Source organism: Kitasatospora sp. DSM 101779, assembly GCF_025655475.1.
Classification (GTDB): domain Bacteria; phylum Actinomycetota; class Actinomycetes; order Streptomycetales; family Streptomycetaceae; genus Kitasatospora.
In genome coordinates this window covers 3,382,657-3,397,072 of record NZ_JAHTIK010000001.1, presented here as the reverse complement: position 1 = coordinate 3,397,072, position 14,416 = coordinate 3,382,657, and the positions used below count along the sequence as shown (strand labels likewise).

The 14,416-nt window shown below is 74.5% G+C and carries 16 protein-coding genes; 5 read left to right on the top strand and 11 right to left on the bottom strand.

The window, feature by feature from the left end; genetic code table 11:
• From KSNIM_RS15420 to KSNIM_RS15410, 3 genes are all read left to right on the top strand, one after another.
• Positions 1 to 985: zf-HC2 domain-containing protein (locus KSNIM_RS15420; protein WP_263103786.1), on the top strand; the 985-nt coding region annotated here is incomplete at its 5' end.
• Positions 986 to 1,146: 161 nt separating this feature from the next.
• The gene (locus KSNIM_RS15415) at positions 1,147 to 1,566 is read left to right on the top strand and encodes a sec-independent translocase (protein WP_263103785.1); all 420 of its coding nucleotides are present in this window, start codon (positions 1,147 to 1,149) and stop codon (positions 1,564 to 1,566) included.
• Between the two features lie 236 nt (positions 1,567 to 1,802).
• A complete protein-coding gene (locus KSNIM_RS15410) occupies positions 1,803 to 2,480 on the top strand; it encodes a hypothetical protein (RefSeq protein ID WP_263103784.1) in 678 nt (225 codons plus the stop codon).
• A gap of 156 nt (positions 2,481 to 2,636) precedes the next feature.
• Here the strand turns inward: KSNIM_RS15410 and KSNIM_RS15405 are convergent, their stop codons facing one another.
• The 4 genes from KSNIM_RS15405 to KSNIM_RS15390 form a co-directional block, all read right to left on the bottom strand.
• Entirely contained in the window at positions 2,637 to 3,797 is a 1,161-nt protein-coding gene (locus KSNIM_RS15405; RefSeq protein WP_263103783.1) for an Mrp/NBP35 family ATP-binding protein, read from the bottom strand.
• A gap of 98 nt (positions 3,798 to 3,895) precedes the next feature.
• The gene (locus tag KSNIM_RS15400; RefSeq protein ID WP_263103782.1) at positions 3,896 to 4,531 is read right to left on the bottom strand and encodes a DUF1003 domain-containing protein; all 636 of its coding nucleotides are present in this window, start codon (positions 4,529 to 4,531) and stop codon (positions 3,896 to 3,898) included.
• On the bottom strand, positions 4,524 to 5,798 hold the full coding sequence (locus KSNIM_RS15395; protein WP_263103781.1) for a magnesium transporter MgtE N-terminal domain-containing protein: 1,275 nt from the start codon (positions 5,796 to 5,798) through the stop codon (positions 4,524 to 4,526). Before KSNIM_RS15395 ends, KSNIM_RS15400 begins: the two co-directional genes overlap by 8 nt.
• A gap of 263 nt (positions 5,799 to 6,061) precedes the next feature.
• Complete coding sequence (locus KSNIM_RS15390) at positions 6,062 to 6,601, bottom strand: hypothetical protein (protein ID WP_263103780.1); 540 nt, start codon at positions 6,599 to 6,601, stop codon at positions 6,062 to 6,064.
• A 139-nt stretch (positions 6,602 to 6,740) separates the two neighbouring features.
• Between KSNIM_RS15390 and KSNIM_RS15385 the strand changes: the two genes are divergently transcribed.
• Positions 6,741 to 7,682, top strand: coding sequence for a DMT family transporter (locus tag KSNIM_RS15385; RefSeq protein WP_411543717.1), 942 nt, complete (start codon positions 6,741 to 6,743; stop codon positions 7,680 to 7,682).
• 22 nt (positions 7,683 to 7,704) lie between these two features.
• Here the strand turns inward: KSNIM_RS15385 and corA are convergent, their stop codons facing one another.
• Positions 7,705 to 8,817 (bottom strand): magnesium/cobalt transporter CorA, encoded by a 1,113-nt coding sequence (gene corA / locus KSNIM_RS15380; protein WP_263103779.1) that lies wholly within the window; start codon positions 8,815 to 8,817, stop codon positions 7,705 to 7,707.
• A gap of 405 nt (positions 8,818 to 9,222) precedes the next feature.
• On the opposite strand from corA, the gene KSNIM_RS15375 reads away from it, so the two are divergent.
• Positions 9,223 to 9,870 (top strand): suppressor of fused domain protein, encoded by a 648-nt coding sequence (locus KSNIM_RS15375; protein ID WP_263103778.1) that lies wholly within the window; start codon positions 9,223 to 9,225, stop codon positions 9,868 to 9,870.
• Between the two features lie 22 nt (positions 9,871 to 9,892).
• On the opposite strand, the gene KSNIM_RS15370 is transcribed toward KSNIM_RS15375, so the two are convergent.
• From KSNIM_RS15370 to KSNIM_RS15345, 6 genes are all read right to left on the bottom strand, one after another.
• Complete coding sequence (locus KSNIM_RS15370) at positions 9,893 to 10,498, bottom strand: MarC family protein (RefSeq protein ID WP_263103777.1); 606 nt, start codon at positions 10,496 to 10,498, stop codon at positions 9,893 to 9,895.
• 91 nt (positions 10,499 to 10,589) lie between these two features.
• The gene (locus tag KSNIM_RS15365) at positions 10,590 to 11,438 is read right to left on the bottom strand and encodes a PHP domain-containing protein (RefSeq protein ID WP_263103776.1); all 849 of its coding nucleotides are present in this window, start codon (positions 11,436 to 11,438) and stop codon (positions 10,590 to 10,592) included.
• A 143-nt stretch (positions 11,439 to 11,581) separates the two neighbouring features.
• Positions 11,582 to 12,220, bottom strand: a complete 639-nt coding sequence (locus tag KSNIM_RS15360) for a DUF6758 family protein (protein WP_263103775.1) — start codon at positions 12,218 to 12,220, stop codon at positions 11,582 to 11,584.
• A 238-nt stretch (positions 12,221 to 12,458) separates the two neighbouring features.
• A complete protein-coding gene (locus KSNIM_RS15355) occupies positions 12,459 to 12,605 on the bottom strand; it encodes a hypothetical protein (protein WP_263103774.1) in 147 nt (48 codons plus the stop codon).
• Positions 12,606 to 13,063: 458 nt separating this feature from the next.
• Positions 13,064 to 13,921, bottom strand: coding sequence for an alpha/beta fold hydrolase (locus tag KSNIM_RS15350; RefSeq protein ID WP_263103773.1), 858 nt, complete (start codon positions 13,919 to 13,921; stop codon positions 13,064 to 13,066).
• Positions 13,922 to 14,215: 294 nt separating this feature from the next.
• The coding region (locus KSNIM_RS15345) for a hypothetical protein (protein ID WP_263103772.1) at positions 14,216 to 14,416 on the bottom strand (201 nt) is incomplete at its 5' end.

The window sequence follows — 14,416 nt, the reverse complement described above, 5'->3', positions numbered from 1 at the left end:
CGGCCGGTCCCGGCGCGGCCCCTCCTGGGCCCAGCTCGGCCGCCGGGGCGACCACGCGCAGGCCCCCGCCGCACCGGTGGAGCAGCCGGTCGCCGAGGCGGTCGCGCCCCGGGCCGTCGCGGTGCGCCCCGCCGAGCCCGCGGAGGAGCACCATCTCGGCGACCGCCTCTCCGCCTACCTCGACGGCGAACTCGGCCACGACTCCCGCGAGCGCGTCCAGGCGCACCTCGCCACCTGCTCCGACTGCCTCGCCGAGGCCGACGAGGGCCGCGCGGTCAAGCACCTGCTGACACGCACCGACACCCCGGGCCCCTCCTCGATGCTGATGGCGCGGCTGCTCGCCGTCGCCGCCCTGCCCGAGGACGAGGACGGATCCGGTCCGGGCGGCGGCATCCCGGCCGTCCCCGGCACCCTCGGCGGCAGCCGGCTCACCGGCGGCTCCTTCGGCCGCGGCGCCGGCGCCTCCTTCGGCTCCGGCGCACTCGGCGCCGGGTCACCGATCCCCGGGGTCGACCCGCGGGCGGGCCGACCGGTGCTGCCGACGCCGGGCAACCGGCTCTCCCTGGTGCCCTCCGCCGCGCGTCCGGCGGCCGCGCTGCGCAGCCTCACCGAGCCGCGCGGGCGCCGCGCCGTGCTGCCCTCCCGGGGCCGTGCCGACGCCATGCCCGAGCCTGCGGCGGCCGCGGCCCGGCCCGGCCCGACGCCGTTCGGCCGCCGCTTCGTGTTCGCCGCGGCCGGCGCGTTCTCGGTGGCCGCGGTCACCCTGGGCGGTGTGGGCGGCCCCTCGGCCGTCGGCGGCGAGGAGCACGGCACCCGGGTCAGCCCGGTGAGCAACCCGGGCGGCGCCGCCGTCCCGGTCACCGCGCAGCTGCCGGCCGACTTCCCGGTCCCCGCCCTGGCCTCGGCACCGCCCGACTCCGTCCCGCAGCCCGGCCCGGCCGACGGCGGCGTGAACCGCCTCGGCCCACACAACCTGCTCCGTTAGGGCGCACGCGCTGGGCCGTCGAGGCGCACGCACCGGGCCGCCGGGTGGTCTGGACCGCAATCCGCAGGTGGCGGGGTCACAGACCGGCCGACGGCCATTACCCTGGTGGCGACGGCTGCCGCCGAGCTCGTCGGGTTGTCCATCAGGAGCTGGGAGCGTACGTGTTCAGTGACATAGGCCCACTGGAGGTCGTCGCGCTGGTCGTCATGGCTATCGTGATCTTCGGGCCGGACAAGCTGCCGAAGCTCATCCAGGACACCATGGGTTTCATCCGCAAGGTGCGGTCCTTCGCGGACAGCGCGAAGGACGACATCCGCAGCGAGCTGGGCCCGGAGTTCCAGGACTTCGAGTTCACCGACCTGCACCCGAAGACCTTCGTCCGCAAGCAGCTGATGGGCGGCAACGAGGACCCGCTGGGCTTCAAGGAGCTCAAGGACGGCCTCGACTTCAAGTCCGCCCTCAACGACGAGCCGCCGCGCCGGGTCGCCGCCACCCCGGACCTCACCAAGAGCGCGCCCGCCGAGACCGGTGCGCCGCTCGCCGCCGGTGAGCGCCCTCCGTTCGACCTGGACGCGACCTGACGCGACCCGCTGCGGCCGCGCGCCGCCGCACACTCCCTGCGCCCCGCCCGGGCTGCTTCGCCGGGCGGGGCGTCGGCGTCCGCGCCGCTATGGTGTTCAGGTTGACCGCACGCCGGATCCACTGTGCCGTCGGTCACGCCACGACGTGTCGGCGGCCAGACCGCACCGGGGCGGCGCGTCCGGTGCGCCACCATGGAACGCCGCCGCAGACGACAGGTGCATGGAGGAGGCCGGCGATGGACGTGACGAGCCGAGCGGGCGAGACGGTCGCCCCGGGCGGGCGGACGGCGCCCGTGGTGGGCGCCCAGGCCGGGCCCGCCGACCCGCTGGCGCCCTACCTGGCGGCGGACTTCCCCTGGTACGGGCTCGACGAGGGCTGGACGGGCCGCCGCTGGCCGTTCCCCGTCGGCGCGGGCCGCGCCGGCCAGGGCGCCGGCACCGACTACGGCTCGCTCGGCCACGGCGACGAGCCCGCCAGACCGTACGAGTCCCGGGAGGCCGGCCGCTTCGCCGTGGTGGTGACCGTCGCCCGCCGCCCCGGCCGCCGCAGCGCCGACAACACCGGCATCCTGGAGGCCACCTCCGCCTCCTCGGCCGCCTGGCTGGCCGGCTCCGGCCTGATCGCCACCGTGCCGCCGGGCCAGCTCGACCGCTCGCTGCGGCAGGACTGGCTCGACCAGCAGACCGCCCTCGCCTGGGACCTCGCGGACGACCTGGAGGGCCCCGGCTGGTCCGCCCTCACCCTGCCGGTGAACGGCCTCCCGCAGCCCTTCCGCTACCGCGAGTCCGAGTACGGCTGGGTGCTGGCCGGCGAGGCCCCGGGCGTCCTGCTCGGCGCCTACGGCCGCGGCATCAGCGCCTACGGGGTCGGCTTCAGCACCGTCCCCGACCTCACCGCGTACAACGGCCGCTGAACGACCCCGGCCCGGGACAGCAAGAACCGGGACAGCAGGACCCTGGCCGCCATGAACCGGCGGCAAGAAGGCAGCAAGAAGGGGCGCGGGGCCGCGTGACGGAGGGGCACGACCTGTGCCCCTCCGCGGCGCGGCCCCGCGCCCCTGTGGCGTTCGCTAGAACTTGTTCTTGGGGGTGAGCCCCAGGGAGAGCCCGGACAGGCCGCGCTGGCGGCCGCCGAGCTTGCCCGCGACGGACCGCAGGGCGGCGCCGGCGGGGGACTCGGGGTTGGAGAGGACGACCGGGCGGCCGTCGTCGCCGCCCTCGCGGAGGCGGACGTCGATCGGGATCGAGCCGAGCACCGGCACGGTGGCGCCGACGGAGCGGGTGAGGGCGTCCGCGACGGTCTGGCCGCCGCCGGTGCCGAAGACGTCGATCATCTCGTCGCAGTGCGGGCAGGGCATGCCCGACATGTTCTCGATGACGCCGACGATCTTCTGGTGGGTCTGCAGCGCGATGGTGCCGGCCCGCTCGGCGACCTCGGCGGCGGCCATCTGCGGGGTGGTGACGATCAGGATCTCGGCGTTGGGCACCAGCTGGGCCACCGAGATCGCGATGTCGCCGGTGCCGGGCGGCAGGTCCAGCAGCAGGACGTCGAGGTCGCCCCAGTACACGTCGGCCAGGAACTGCTGCAGCGCGCGGTGCAGCATCGGGCCGCGCCACACCACCGGGGCGTTGCCCGGGGTGAACATGCCGATCGAGATGACCTTCACGCCGTTCGCCGACGGCGGCATGATCATGTCCTGGACCTGGGTGGGCCGGCCCTCGACACCGAGCATGCGGGGCACGCTGTGGCCGTAGATGTCGGCGTCGACCACGGCGACCTTGAGGCCGTCCGCGGCCATCGCCGCCGCCAGGTTGACGGTGACCGAGGACTTGCCGACGCCGCCCTTGCCGGACGCGACCGCGTAGACCCGGGTGAGCGTGCCCGGCTTGGCGAACGGGATCTCGCGCTCCGGCGCACCGCCGCGCAGCAACTGCGACAGCTCCTTGCGCTGCTCGTCGCTCATCACGTCGAGCTCGACCTCGACACCGGTGACACCGGGCACCTTGGCGACCGCATCGGTCACCCGGCTGGTGATCGTCTCGCGCATCGGACAGCCCGAGACGGTGAGGTACACGGCGACCTTCACGGCGCCGCCCTCGGCGATCTCGACGGATTTCACCATGCCGATCTCGGTGATCGGGCGGTTGATCTCCGGGTCGTTGACGGTCGCCAGCGCCTTGCGGACGGACTCCTCCGTCACGCCTGCGGCAATCTCGGTCTCGTTGGCCATGCCTTGATGGTACGGCGCCGCGGGCGGCCCCCGACTCGCCGGTAGCGTGCCGCCCGTCACACGAGGTCACGGCCGTCGCCGGCAGCCGCAGGGCCGGCTCACACCAGGTCGCGGCTCTCCCGCCGGTCGTCCAGCTCCTTGAGCAGCGCCATCAGCTCGGAGCGCACGAAGTCGCGGGTGGCGACCTCGCCCAGGCCCTGCCGCAGCGCGGCGACCTCCCGGGTCAGGTACTCGGTGTCGGCGATGTTGCGGTCGCTCCGGGCGCGGTCCTGCTCCATGTTGACGCGGTCCCGGTCGTCCTGGCGGTTCTGCGCGAGCAGAATCAGCGGCGCCGCGTACGAGGCCTGCAGCGAGAGCATCAGGGTCAGGAAGATGAAGGGGTACTCGTCGAAGCGGACGGTCGCCGGCAGCAGGGTGTTCCACACCACCCAGGCGACGATGACGACGGACATCCAGACGATGAAGCGCCCGGTGCCGAGGAATCGGGCGATCCGCTCGGAGAGCTTGCCGAAGGCCTCCGGGTCGTAGGTCGGCATCGGGATGAGGGCGCGGCGGCCGGTGCGCGGCTGGTCCAGCCGGCTGCGCCCGGTGCTGCCCTCGGGCCGCTGCGGGCGGCCGCCCTCGCGGGTCCGCAGCTCGCGCAGCTGCCGCAGCTCCCGGAGCTCGCCCTGGATGCGCTGGCGGGGGCTGTCGTCGCGGCGGCCCTTGCGGTCGTCCCGCTTCCGGTCATCCATGGACGGTCTCGCTCTCGGCCGCATGCAGGGACGCCTCGCGCCAGTCGTCCGGCAGCAGGTGGTCCAGGACGTCGTCGACGGTGACGGCACCCACCAGGTGGTCGGCCTCGTCCACGACCGGTGCGGCGACCAGGTTGTAGGCGGCCAGGTAGCTGGTGACCAGCGGCAGCGGGGTGTCCGGCGGCAGCGGGTCGAGGTCGTCGTCGACCAGCGAGCCGACCAGGGTGAACGGGGGCTCGCGCAGCAGCCGCTGGAAGTGCACGGTGCCCAGGTACTTGCCGGTCGGCGTCTCGTTCGGCGGCCGGCAGACGTAGACCTGCGCGGCGAGGGCGGGCTTGTTCTCGGCGATCCGCACCCGGGCGAGCGCCTCGGCGACGGTCGCGTCCGGCTCCAGCACGATCGGCTCGGTCGTCATGAGGCCGCCTGCGGTGTCCTCCTCGTAGGAGAGCAGGCGGCGCACCGAGGCCGCGTCCTCCGGCTCCATCAGCCGCAGCAGCCGCTCGGCGTCCTCCTCGGGGAGGTCGGAGAGCAGGTCGGCGGCGTCGTCCGGGTCCATCGCCTCCAGGACGTCGGCGGCCCGTTCCTCCTTGAGCTTGCCGATGATCTCGACCTGGTCGTCCTCCGGCAGCTCCTCCAGGACGTCGGCGAGCCGGTCGTCGTCGAGGGCGGCGGCGACCTCGGCGCGGCGCTTCGCCGACAGGTGGTGCATCACGTTGGCGAGGTCTGCGGGGCGGAGCTGCTCGAAGGTGGCGAGCAGGTTGGCGGCGCCCTGGCCCTCCTCGGTGAGGGAGAAGCCGGTGAGCTCGGACCAGTCGAGGGTCAGCGACTCGCCGCGGGCCTTGCGCAGCCGGCCGACCCGGCCGACCTGGACGAAGACCTTGCGGATCTCCCACTCGCGCAGCCGGGCCTGCACCATGGCCACGTCGAGGACGGTGACCTCCTCGCCGGTCTTCGTCCGGACGACGGTGCGGTCCAGCAGCTCGGCGAGGACGAGGGTCTCCGAGGGGCGCTGCTCGAAGCGCCGCAGGTTGATCACCCCGGTGGTGAGCACCTGGCCGGACTCCAGGCTGGTCACCCGGGTCATCGGCAGGAAGATCCGGCGGCGGCCGATCACCTCGACCACCAGCCCGAGCACCCGGGGCGGGCGGCCGCCGATCCGCAGCGAGACGACGACGTCGCGGACGCGGCCCACCTGGTCGCCGTTGGGGTCGAACACCGGGAGCCCGGAGAGGTGCGAGATGAAGACCCGGCTGCCTGCGCCTGCCATCGGCTCCCTCTCTCCGGACGGGCCCGCGGGGTGCGGGCGGGTGTTCGCGTGGCCGCGGTACGGCCTGCGGCCCGTCGCGCCGTCGCCCGCATGGCTGCGTCCGGCGCGCCCTCCGGCGCCAAAGATACCTGCGGGAGTCTGCCGGAGCCCGCGGTGGCCCGCCACAGCCCGGCGCGTCAGCCCCGCCCGGCCGTGCGCGGACCCCGGCGGGCCGGGCGGACCCGGGGGCCCGTCGGGTGGCGGCCCGGCCGGCCGTCGGGGCGTCAGCCCTTGCGGCGCCGGAGCAGCAGCTTGGGCAGGCCGGCCGGGATCGGGCGGCGGGTGGTGGCGCCGGTCGGCATCGGCACGGCCGCGTGCGAGCCGTCCGGCATGGCACCGGGGCGCTCGGTGAGCGCGCCGACGGGCTCCAGCCGGAGCACCCGGCACTCGCGGGCCCAGCGGTCGCCGATGGTGTCGGTGTCGGGGGCGTTGAGGCGCTTGGACCTGAGCTCCTCGACGGCGCCCTGCCAGGCCTCGCTGTGCGGGGCGAGCTCGGTGACGGCGGCGAGCCAGCCGGTGAGCCGGCCCCCCTTGTCCTTGCTGCGGACGGTCACCTCGGCCCGGGCCCCGGCGGCCAGGCCGTGCAGCGGCTGCTCGCCGCCGTCGCCGACGACCACCACGGCCCCGTCGTGCCAGGCGTGCCACAGCGCCCGGCCGTTCGCCACGCCCTCCGGGCGGACCCAGAGCAGGCCGGACTTCTTCGCCGCCTCCTCCAGCAGGGCGCGGTCCAGGAAGTCCTCGGCAGGGGTCGTCGTACGCTCCATGGCCCACAGCGTACGGCCTGGCGGGCCGTCGGCCCGAGGCCGCTCGGCCCTTCGTCCCACGACCCGGGACGACAGCGCCGTCAGGGCATTTGAGGCCTTACGGTAGGACGGTCGCACCCGACCCGTTCGAAGGAGAGCCGTGCCCGCCCGGCCCGCCGCCACCGCCGCCCCCGCGGACCTCCGCCCCACCGCCCCCGCACCGGGCCGGCCGGCGCTTCCCCGGGTCGACCTGATGCTGCTCGCCGTCTCCATCGCCGGCATCTCGCTCTCCGCCCCGCTGATCAGTGCCACCGCCGCCCCACCGCTGGCGATCGCCTTCTGGCGCAACTTCATGTCGGTCGGCGTGCTCGGCCCGTACGCGCTGCTGCGGCACCGCGCCGAGCTGCGCGGCATCGGGCGGCGGGCACTGCTGTTGGCGGTCGCCGCGGGCGTGCTGCTCGCGGTGCACTTCGCGCTGTGGATGCCGAGCCTGCGGATGACCTCGGTGGCCTCGGCGACCGCGCTGGTCACCACCACCCCGCTGTGGACCATCCTGCTGCTGAGGCTGATGGGCGAGCGGGCGCCGCGGCTGGTGCGGATCGGCGTGGCGGTCGCCTTCGCGGGCGTCCTGGTGCTCACGGGCGTCGACCTGTCGCTCTCCCCGCGGGCGCTGCTCGGCGACGCGCTGGCGCTGGGCGCGGGGGCGGCGGCCGCGGGCTACGTGCTGCTCGGCGCCGAGGTCCGGCGGACCGTCAGCACCACCGCCTACACCCTGGTCTGCTACACCACCACGGCCGCGGCGCTGTTCGGCGTCTGCCTGGTGGCGGGCTCCCCGCTGTCGGGCTGGCCGGCCGGGGTGTGGTGGCAGATCGTGCTGTTGATGGTGGCCGCCCAGCTGCTCGGGCACTCGCTGAGCAACCGGGTGGTCCGCACCCTGGGCCCCTCGGTCACCTCGACGGCGATCCTGCTGGAGACCCCGGGTGCGGCCCTGATCGCGGCCGTGTGGCTGGGCCAGTGGCCGCCGGTGGCCGCGTACCCGGCGGTCGGCCTGATCCTGCTCGGACTGGTGCTGGTCGCCCGGGGCGGCCGGGAGGACCGCTGACGGGCCGCCGCGCGACCGGGCGTCAGAGCCACCCGTTGCGCCGGAACCCGCGGTACATGGCGATGCAGATCACCACGACGCTGCCCAGCACCATCGGATAGCCGTACTTGTGGTGCAGCTCCGGCATGTAGTCGAAGTTCATGCCGTAGATGCCGGTGATCATGGTCGGCACCGCGAAGATCGCCGCCCAGGCGGTGATCTTGCGCATGTCCTCGTTCTGCGCCACCGACACCTGCGCCAGATTGGCCTGGAGCAGCGAGTTCAGCAGCTCGTCGAAGCCGTGCACCTGCTCGGTGACCCGGGCCAGGTGGTCGGCGACGTCCCGGAAGTACTTCTGGATGTCCGGGTCGATCAGCCGCTGGATCGGCTCGGACAGCAGCTGCATCGGACGCAGCAGCGGCGCCACCGCGCGCTTGAACTCCAGCACCTCGCGCTTGAGCTGGTAGACCCGGCCGACGTCGGCGCCGCGGCCCGCCTTGCCCGCGAAGACGTCGAACTCGACCTCGTCCACGTCGGTCTGCAGCCGCTCGGCGACCAGCAGGTAGTTGTCCACCACGTGGTCGGCGATCGCGTGCAGCACCGCGGACGGGCCCTTGGCGAGCAGGCCGGAGCCGTCGGCGTCGCCCTCCAGCCGGCGACGCAGCTCGCGCAGCGAGCCGTGCCCGCCGTGCCGGACGGTGATGACGAAGTCCTGGCCGACGAAGACCATGAGCTCGCCCGTCTCCACGACCTCGCTGGTCGGGGTGAGCTGGTCGTGCTCGACGTAGCGGATCGTCTTGAAGACGGCGAACAGCACGTCGTCGTACCGCTCGACCTTGGGGCGCTGGTGCGCGTGCACCGCGTCCTCGACGGCCAGCGGGTGCAGGCCGAAGCGCTGGGCGATGCCCTCGAACTCGGCCTCGGTGGGCTCGTGCAGACCGATCCAGCTGAACGAGCCGGCGTCCTGCTGGCGGCACAGCTTGACCCGGGCGACGGCCTCGCGCGGGCTGCAGCTCTCGCCCACCCGCTTGCCGTCCTGGTAGACGGCGCAGTCGACCACGGCCGAGGGGGCGTGGCCGGGGCGGAGGGTGTCGAAGGACGTGTCGCGGCGGCGGTGCGGACGGACGGCCGCACGCAGGTTGTTGATCATCGACATGGCAGGCTCCTGAGGCAGGAACCGCCGCACGGCAGGCGGTGACGGCCGTGGTGCGACGGCGAGGAACACCGATGGACGCCCAGGTCGCAGGGGGCTCACCAGGAAATCGCCGAAGAATCGGCAAGACTTCGGTTTGGGCGCCCCGGCGCCCGGGAAGGTGCTCTCCCGGCCGGGTGTGACGCCGCCTCAACTACCTCGTCAGGGGTGGGAGCGGCGGAGAAGGACAGGCCGGGCAGAGCTGCCGGTACTGCATGGTCGGCTGGTATCCACCGCAACCACCTCCTTCATGCCGCGGCCCCAAGGATCAGCATCCCCGGTAGCCAGCCCCCCACACTAACAGTTGTCGGCGTGCCGCCGCTGGGGTGTGCGCGAAGCGACAACTCCACGGGCGCTAAGGTCGCGTGCATGGCCCACGACTTCCCGCTGTTCGGCGACTTCTCCGATCACTCCGGCGGCTCCGCGGAACTCTCCCGCACCGCCGTGCTGGCGGCCGTCGAGGCGCGCCTGCTCACCACCTTCGGCGAGAGCAGCGGCCGGGCCTCGGTCACCTTCCTCGGCACCGAGCGGATCGAGGTGCTGCGCTTCGGCCCGGACGCCGAGGGACTCGTCCGCTACGCCACCCTCGGCATGGCGGCGAGCCCGATGGCCGACCCCACCGCGGCCGTCGCCGACCCGGTGCGCGGCCCCCGCGCCGAGTTGGTGCTCACCGTTCGCGGAGGGCGCGACGACGTGCTCCGCACGCTGGCCACCTTCGCCGCAACACCGCAGGTCGAGGGGCTGGTGGTGGCCCCCGGCGGCTCCCTCGACCTGGGTGCCCCGCTGTGGGAGGGCGCGCCCTTCACCTCCGTCCTGGTGGCCGAGCCGGGCGGCCTGGTCGAGGACGTCGAACTCGCCGATCCGGCCGAGCCGGTGCGCTTCCTGCCGCTGCTGCCGATGACCCCGAACGAGGCCGGGCACAAGCGCGTGCACGGCGCCGCCGAACTCCAGGAGCGGTGGCTGCGGCACGGAACCGACCTGCGCGACCCGAACCGCAGGGCCGTTCCGCTCGACTGACCGGGGCCCGGCCGACGGCCGGTCAGGTGTAGGAGTCGATGAAGGCGAAGACGCCGTTCGCGACCAGCTGCACCGCGATCGCCGACAGCAGCAGGCCGGACAGGCGTGTGATGAGAACCACACCGCCGTCCTTGATGATGCGGATGATCACGAGCGAGAAGCGCATCGTCAGCCACAGCACCACGTGGATCGCCACGATGGCCGCCCAGACCGCCGCGTACTGCGCGGCGCCGTCCGCCGTCTGCACCGCGAGGATCACCGCGACGATCGCGCCGGGGCCGGCCAGCAGCGGCGTGCCCAGCGGTACCAGCGCGACGTTGACGTCCTTGGTCTGGGTCGGCTCCTCGATCTTGCCGGTCAGCAGGTCCAGTGCGATGAGCAGCAGCAGGATGCCGCCGGAGACCTGCAGCGCCGGGATCGACACGTGCAGGTAGTCGAGGATCTGCTGGCCGAACAGCCCGAAGCAGGTGATCACGCCGAGCGCGACCAGCGCCGCCTGCCAGGCCATCCGCCGCTGCACCCGGTGTGCCCGCCCCGAGGTGAGCGCCAGGAAGATCGGGATGGTGCCCGGCGGGTCCATGATCACGAAGAGGGTCACGAAGAGCGACCCGAACACCCTGGCGTCCATGGGTGAATTGTCCGGTTCGGTGGCGTCCCGTCCCGGTTCGCCGCGCCTGACGGCGGGTCGGACCGTCCGGCCCCGAGGAACCGACCCGGGGTCAGCCGCGGATCGGTACCGCCCCGGTCGCCTGGCCGAGCAACTGCTCGTACGCGGCCGGGTCGGTGGTGTACTCGCCGAGCCGGACGGTCTTGCGGTGCCCGTGGTAGTCCGAGGAGCCGGTGGTGAACAGGCCCAGTTCGGCGGCGAGGCCCCGCAGGTGCTCCCGGGTCGGCCCGTCGTGGTCGGTGTGGTCGACCTCCAGGCCGCCGAGCCCCGCGGCCGCCAGGTCGGCGATCACCTCGTCGGAGACGGTCCGGCCGCGCTTGACCGCGCCCGGGTGCGCGAACACCGGGACACCGCCCGCCGCTCGCACCAGCCGGACGGCGGTGACCGGGTCGGTCTCGTGCTTGCGCACGTCCGCGCGGCCGCCGTTGGCCAGCCACTCGGCGGTGAACGCGTCGGAGACGGTGGCCACCACGCCGGCCTCGACCAGGGCGCTGGCGATGTGCGGCCGGCCCACCGAGCCCGCCCCGGCGATCCGCTCCACCTGCTCCCAGCTGATCGGCGCCCCCAGCTCGCGGCAGCGCTCGACGATCGCCCGGCCGCGCCGGAACCGGTCGGTGCGGACCAGCTCCCGCTCCGCCGCGAAGGCGGGCTCGGCCGGATCGAACAGATAGGCCAGCAGGTGCATGCTGATGCCGTCGACGTGGCAGGAGAGTTCGGCGCCCGGCACCAGGGTCAGGCCGGTGCCCCGGACGGCCTCCGCCGCCTCGGCGTGCCCGGCGACCGTGTCGTGGTCGGTGAGCGCGACCACGTCCAGTCCGGCCGCGACGGCCGCCGCGACCAGCTCGGCCGGGCTGTCGGTGCCGTCGGAGGCATTGCTGTGGGCGTGCAGGTCGATGCGCACGGGAGGGGCTCCAGGGGCCGGTGGGGGCTGGTGCTGGCCCGGCCCAGCCTAGTGCGCCCGCGGGACCCGCCGGGGGCCGGGCGGGAATCCGCGGGCCGGCCCGACGGCCCGCGCGACGACCGGCCCGGCAGTGGGCCGGGCGGTCAGCCCAGCAGGCGCGGGGTCAACGCTCCGCAGGGCAGCAGACCCAGCTCCGCGCCGGCGTCCCGGAGGTCGGTGAGGACGAGCTCGTCGTGCATCAGCAGCGCCGACTGCTCGGGCCAGGCGATCGCCCAGAGCCACAGGCCGCGGGCCTCGCCGACGTACACCGCGCGGTCGACGGGGGCGTCGGGCACGTGGAACATCGGCGTCGGCCGGCCGGCCGCCATCAGCTTGGCGTCGGCGGGCTTGTAGAGGGAGACCGTCTCGCCCGGGTCCGGGCCGTCCAGGCCCGCGTAGCGGGCGCCGAGGCCCACGCCCAGCTCCTCCGCGACCAGCACCAGCTCGCCGAAGCCGCCGAGCGGGGCCGGGCCGGCGCAGGCGACGGCCGTCGCGCGGGCACCCGAGAGGTCGTCACCGACGTGCGCGATCCCGGTGAACAGCCAGCCGACCGGCAGCGGCCAGGGCAGCCAGACCGGGACCTGCGAGCGGGCCACGGCGACGTTCAGGGCTTCGACGCTGGGCGGCAGCACCGGCTGCATCGGGTGGACCGCACCGTGCTGGTCGCACTGCCAGGTGTCGGAGAAGAGACCGGGGGCGCGGACCCGACCGGCGCACCTCGGGCAGCTGGGCTCGCCCCTCATAGCCGACAACGCTCCTCCCTCCGGACCGCCGCGTCAAGGACGATCACCCGTACGGGGTGCCTCGCGTCGGGGCGCTCGGCCCCGTTGGGAAATGTCCCGTCCCGGGCGGCGGCAAACACCACCCTGGTCGCACCGGGTGCCAGGGGACGCACTGACGCCCCGTCGTCCGCACTCGGGATGACGGGGCGTCAGTGGGGTCTCGGAACGTCGGACGCGGCGGATGCCCGTCCGGCTCCGCTCACACGTTCTTGCACGGCCGGATGTACAGGCGCTCGCCGGTCGCGGCGGCATCCTTCACGTACTGGCCGACGGTCTCCGCGTCGACGATCAGTCGGTCGGTGGCGACGCCGGAGGCGTCGTCCAGTCGGAGGATCTCGAAACGCATGGGCCTCTCCCTTCCCCGCCCCGTGGGTCGCGGCGGATGCGGCAGGCCGCCGACCACCTGGTCGTCGGCCGGCACCTGCTGGGTCTGTCGTCCGGCTGCTGCTCGCATCGTCCCCCCTCGCGCGCCGTGCGGCCTGTGCAGCCGAGGCGACATCGCCTCAGGTGTTCACAGTGCCGCACCGCTGATTCCTGCTGGTTGCCCGTCCGTAAAGTCCCGGTTTCGGCGTATGCCGCAGTGAGGGGCAACCGGGCTCGTGGCGCAACGATTCCCGGACAGACTCAAATATTACCCGAGCTAAACAATTTTGTCCCTGATTTTGCCCGCCGGGCACGGCAGGCACCGGCGGGCACGGGCGAACCGGGCGTGGGTCGGGCCCGGTACAGGCCCCGGACCGGCCCGCTTCAGGCGCGGGTCCGGCCCGGTTCAGGCACGGGTCCGGCCCCCGGGCCGGGCCGGGATCAGGCCCAGAAGGCCGCCAGGGCGGCGGCGGTCGCGGCGGGCTGCTCGGCGTTGGGGGAGTGGCCGGCGTCCGGCACCGCCGTGTACGGGGCGTCCAGGCGACGGGCCATCGCGGCCTGCTCCTCGACCGGCCAGGCGTAGTCGCGCACACCCGACACCACCTGCACCGGCAGCCGTACCGCGGCGAGCTCGGCGACCCGGTCCGGGGCGGCCACCAGGTGCTCGCCCATCGCGGTCAGCGCCTGCGGCACGTTCGCCACCCACCGGCGGTGCAGGAACTCGGCGATCTCCGGCAGGGGAGCGGGACCGGCCCCGCTGCCCTCCTCCATCTGCTTCATGACCTGCCAGATCGCCTCCAGGTCCATCGCCGGCAGGGCGTCCAGCAGCAGCTTGGTACGGGCCGCCTCGGCCGGGTCGATGGCGCCGGGGCCGGTCGACAGCAGGGTCAGCGAACGCCACGGCAGCGGGCCGCGGACGTCCAGCGCGGCCTCCCGCACCACCTGACCGCCGAACGAGTGACCGAGCAGGTGCAGCGGCCCCCGATCGGCCAGCACCGCCGAGAGCGCCCGCACGTCCAGGGCCAGCTCCCCGATCCGGTACGCCTCCGGGTCGGCGGGACCGCCGGTCTCGTACTGGCCGCGCTGGTCGACCGCCGCCACCCGGTACCCGGCCGCCGCGAGCGGCTCCAGCAGCGCGATGAAGTCCTCCTTGCTGCCGGTGAACCCGGGCACCAGCAGGGCCGTGCCCCGCACCGGTCCCGCCGGCTCGGCCAGCAGCGCGGCGAACTCGCCGCGGGCCGTGGCCAGACGCAGCGCCCGGGCACACCCGGGAAGGGCCAGGAACGGCGGAGTGCTCATCGCAAGGGGCTCCAGACAGCGCAGCGGATTCGTCCTCCGAGCTTAGGCCGTCCCCGTGCCCGCCACGGCAAACCCATGGGGGATGTCGGGAGCACTCCCCGGCCGGAGCCGCGCCGGGGAGGGACCGGCACGCCGCGCCCATGCACGCAGGACCACTCGTCGCCGTCCTGCCCCGCCGAGCGATGCCACCCCTCGGACGGGACGGGGGCCGTGCCGGACCGGTTCGCCGCACCGTCCCCGGACATGCCCGAGGGCGGGCCCGATCGGCTCGGGCCCGCCCTCCGGTGCGTCGGGTCAGCTCTCCTGGACGGCCTCGGCGGCAGCCACAGGACGCCGGGTGCGCGTGCGGCGGCGCGGCGCGGCCTCGCCCTCCGCAGTCGCCTCGGCGGCGGCCTCGGTGCCCGCCTCCGCGGCAGCGGCCGGAGCAGCGGCCTTGCGGGTGCGCCGACGCGGGGCCGGGGTGGACGCCACGGCCTCGCCGCCCGCCGCCTCGGC

Coding starts and splice junctions, on each gene's coding strand:
- KSNIM_RS15410 (WP_263103784.1), top strand. CDS start 1,803: ATGGACGTGACGAGCCGAGCGGGCGAGACGGTCGCCCCGGGCGGGCGG.
- KSNIM_RS15405 (WP_263103783.1), bottom strand. CDS start 3,797: ATGGCCAACGAGACCGAGATTGCCGCAGGCGTGACGGAGGAGTCCGTC.
- KSNIM_RS15400 (WP_263103782.1), bottom strand. CDS start 4,531: ATGGATGACCGGAAGCGGGACGACCGCAAGGGCCGCCGCGACGACAGC.
- KSNIM_RS15395 (WP_263103781.1), bottom strand. CDS start 5,798: ATGGCAGGCGCAGGCAGCCGGGTCTTCATCTCGCACCTCTCCGGGCTC.
- KSNIM_RS15390 (WP_263103780.1), bottom strand. CDS start 6,601: ATGGAGCGTACGACGACCCCTGCCGAGGACTTCCTGGACCGCGCCCTG.
- corA (WP_263103779.1), bottom strand. CDS start 8,817: ATGTCGATGATCAACAACCTGCGTGCGGCCGTCCGTCCGCACCGCCGC.
- KSNIM_RS15375 (WP_263103778.1), top strand. CDS start 9,223: ATGGCCCACGACTTCCCGCTGTTCGGCGACTTCTCCGATCACTCCGGC.
- KSNIM_RS15370 (WP_263103777.1), bottom strand. CDS start 10,498: ATGGACGCCAGGGTGTTCGGGTCGCTCTTCGTGACCCTCTTCGTGATC.
- KSNIM_RS15360 (WP_263103775.1), bottom strand. CDS start 12,220: ATGAGGGGCGAGCCCAGCTGCCCGAGGTGCGCCGGTCGGGTCCGCGCC.
- KSNIM_RS15355 (WP_263103774.1), bottom strand. CDS start 12,605: ATGCGTTTCGAGATCCTCCGACTGGACGACGCCTCCGGCGTCGCCACC.
- KSNIM_RS15350 (WP_263103773.1), bottom strand. CDS start 13,921: ATGAGCACTCCGCCGTTCCTGGCCCTTCCCGGGTGTGCCCGGGCGCTG.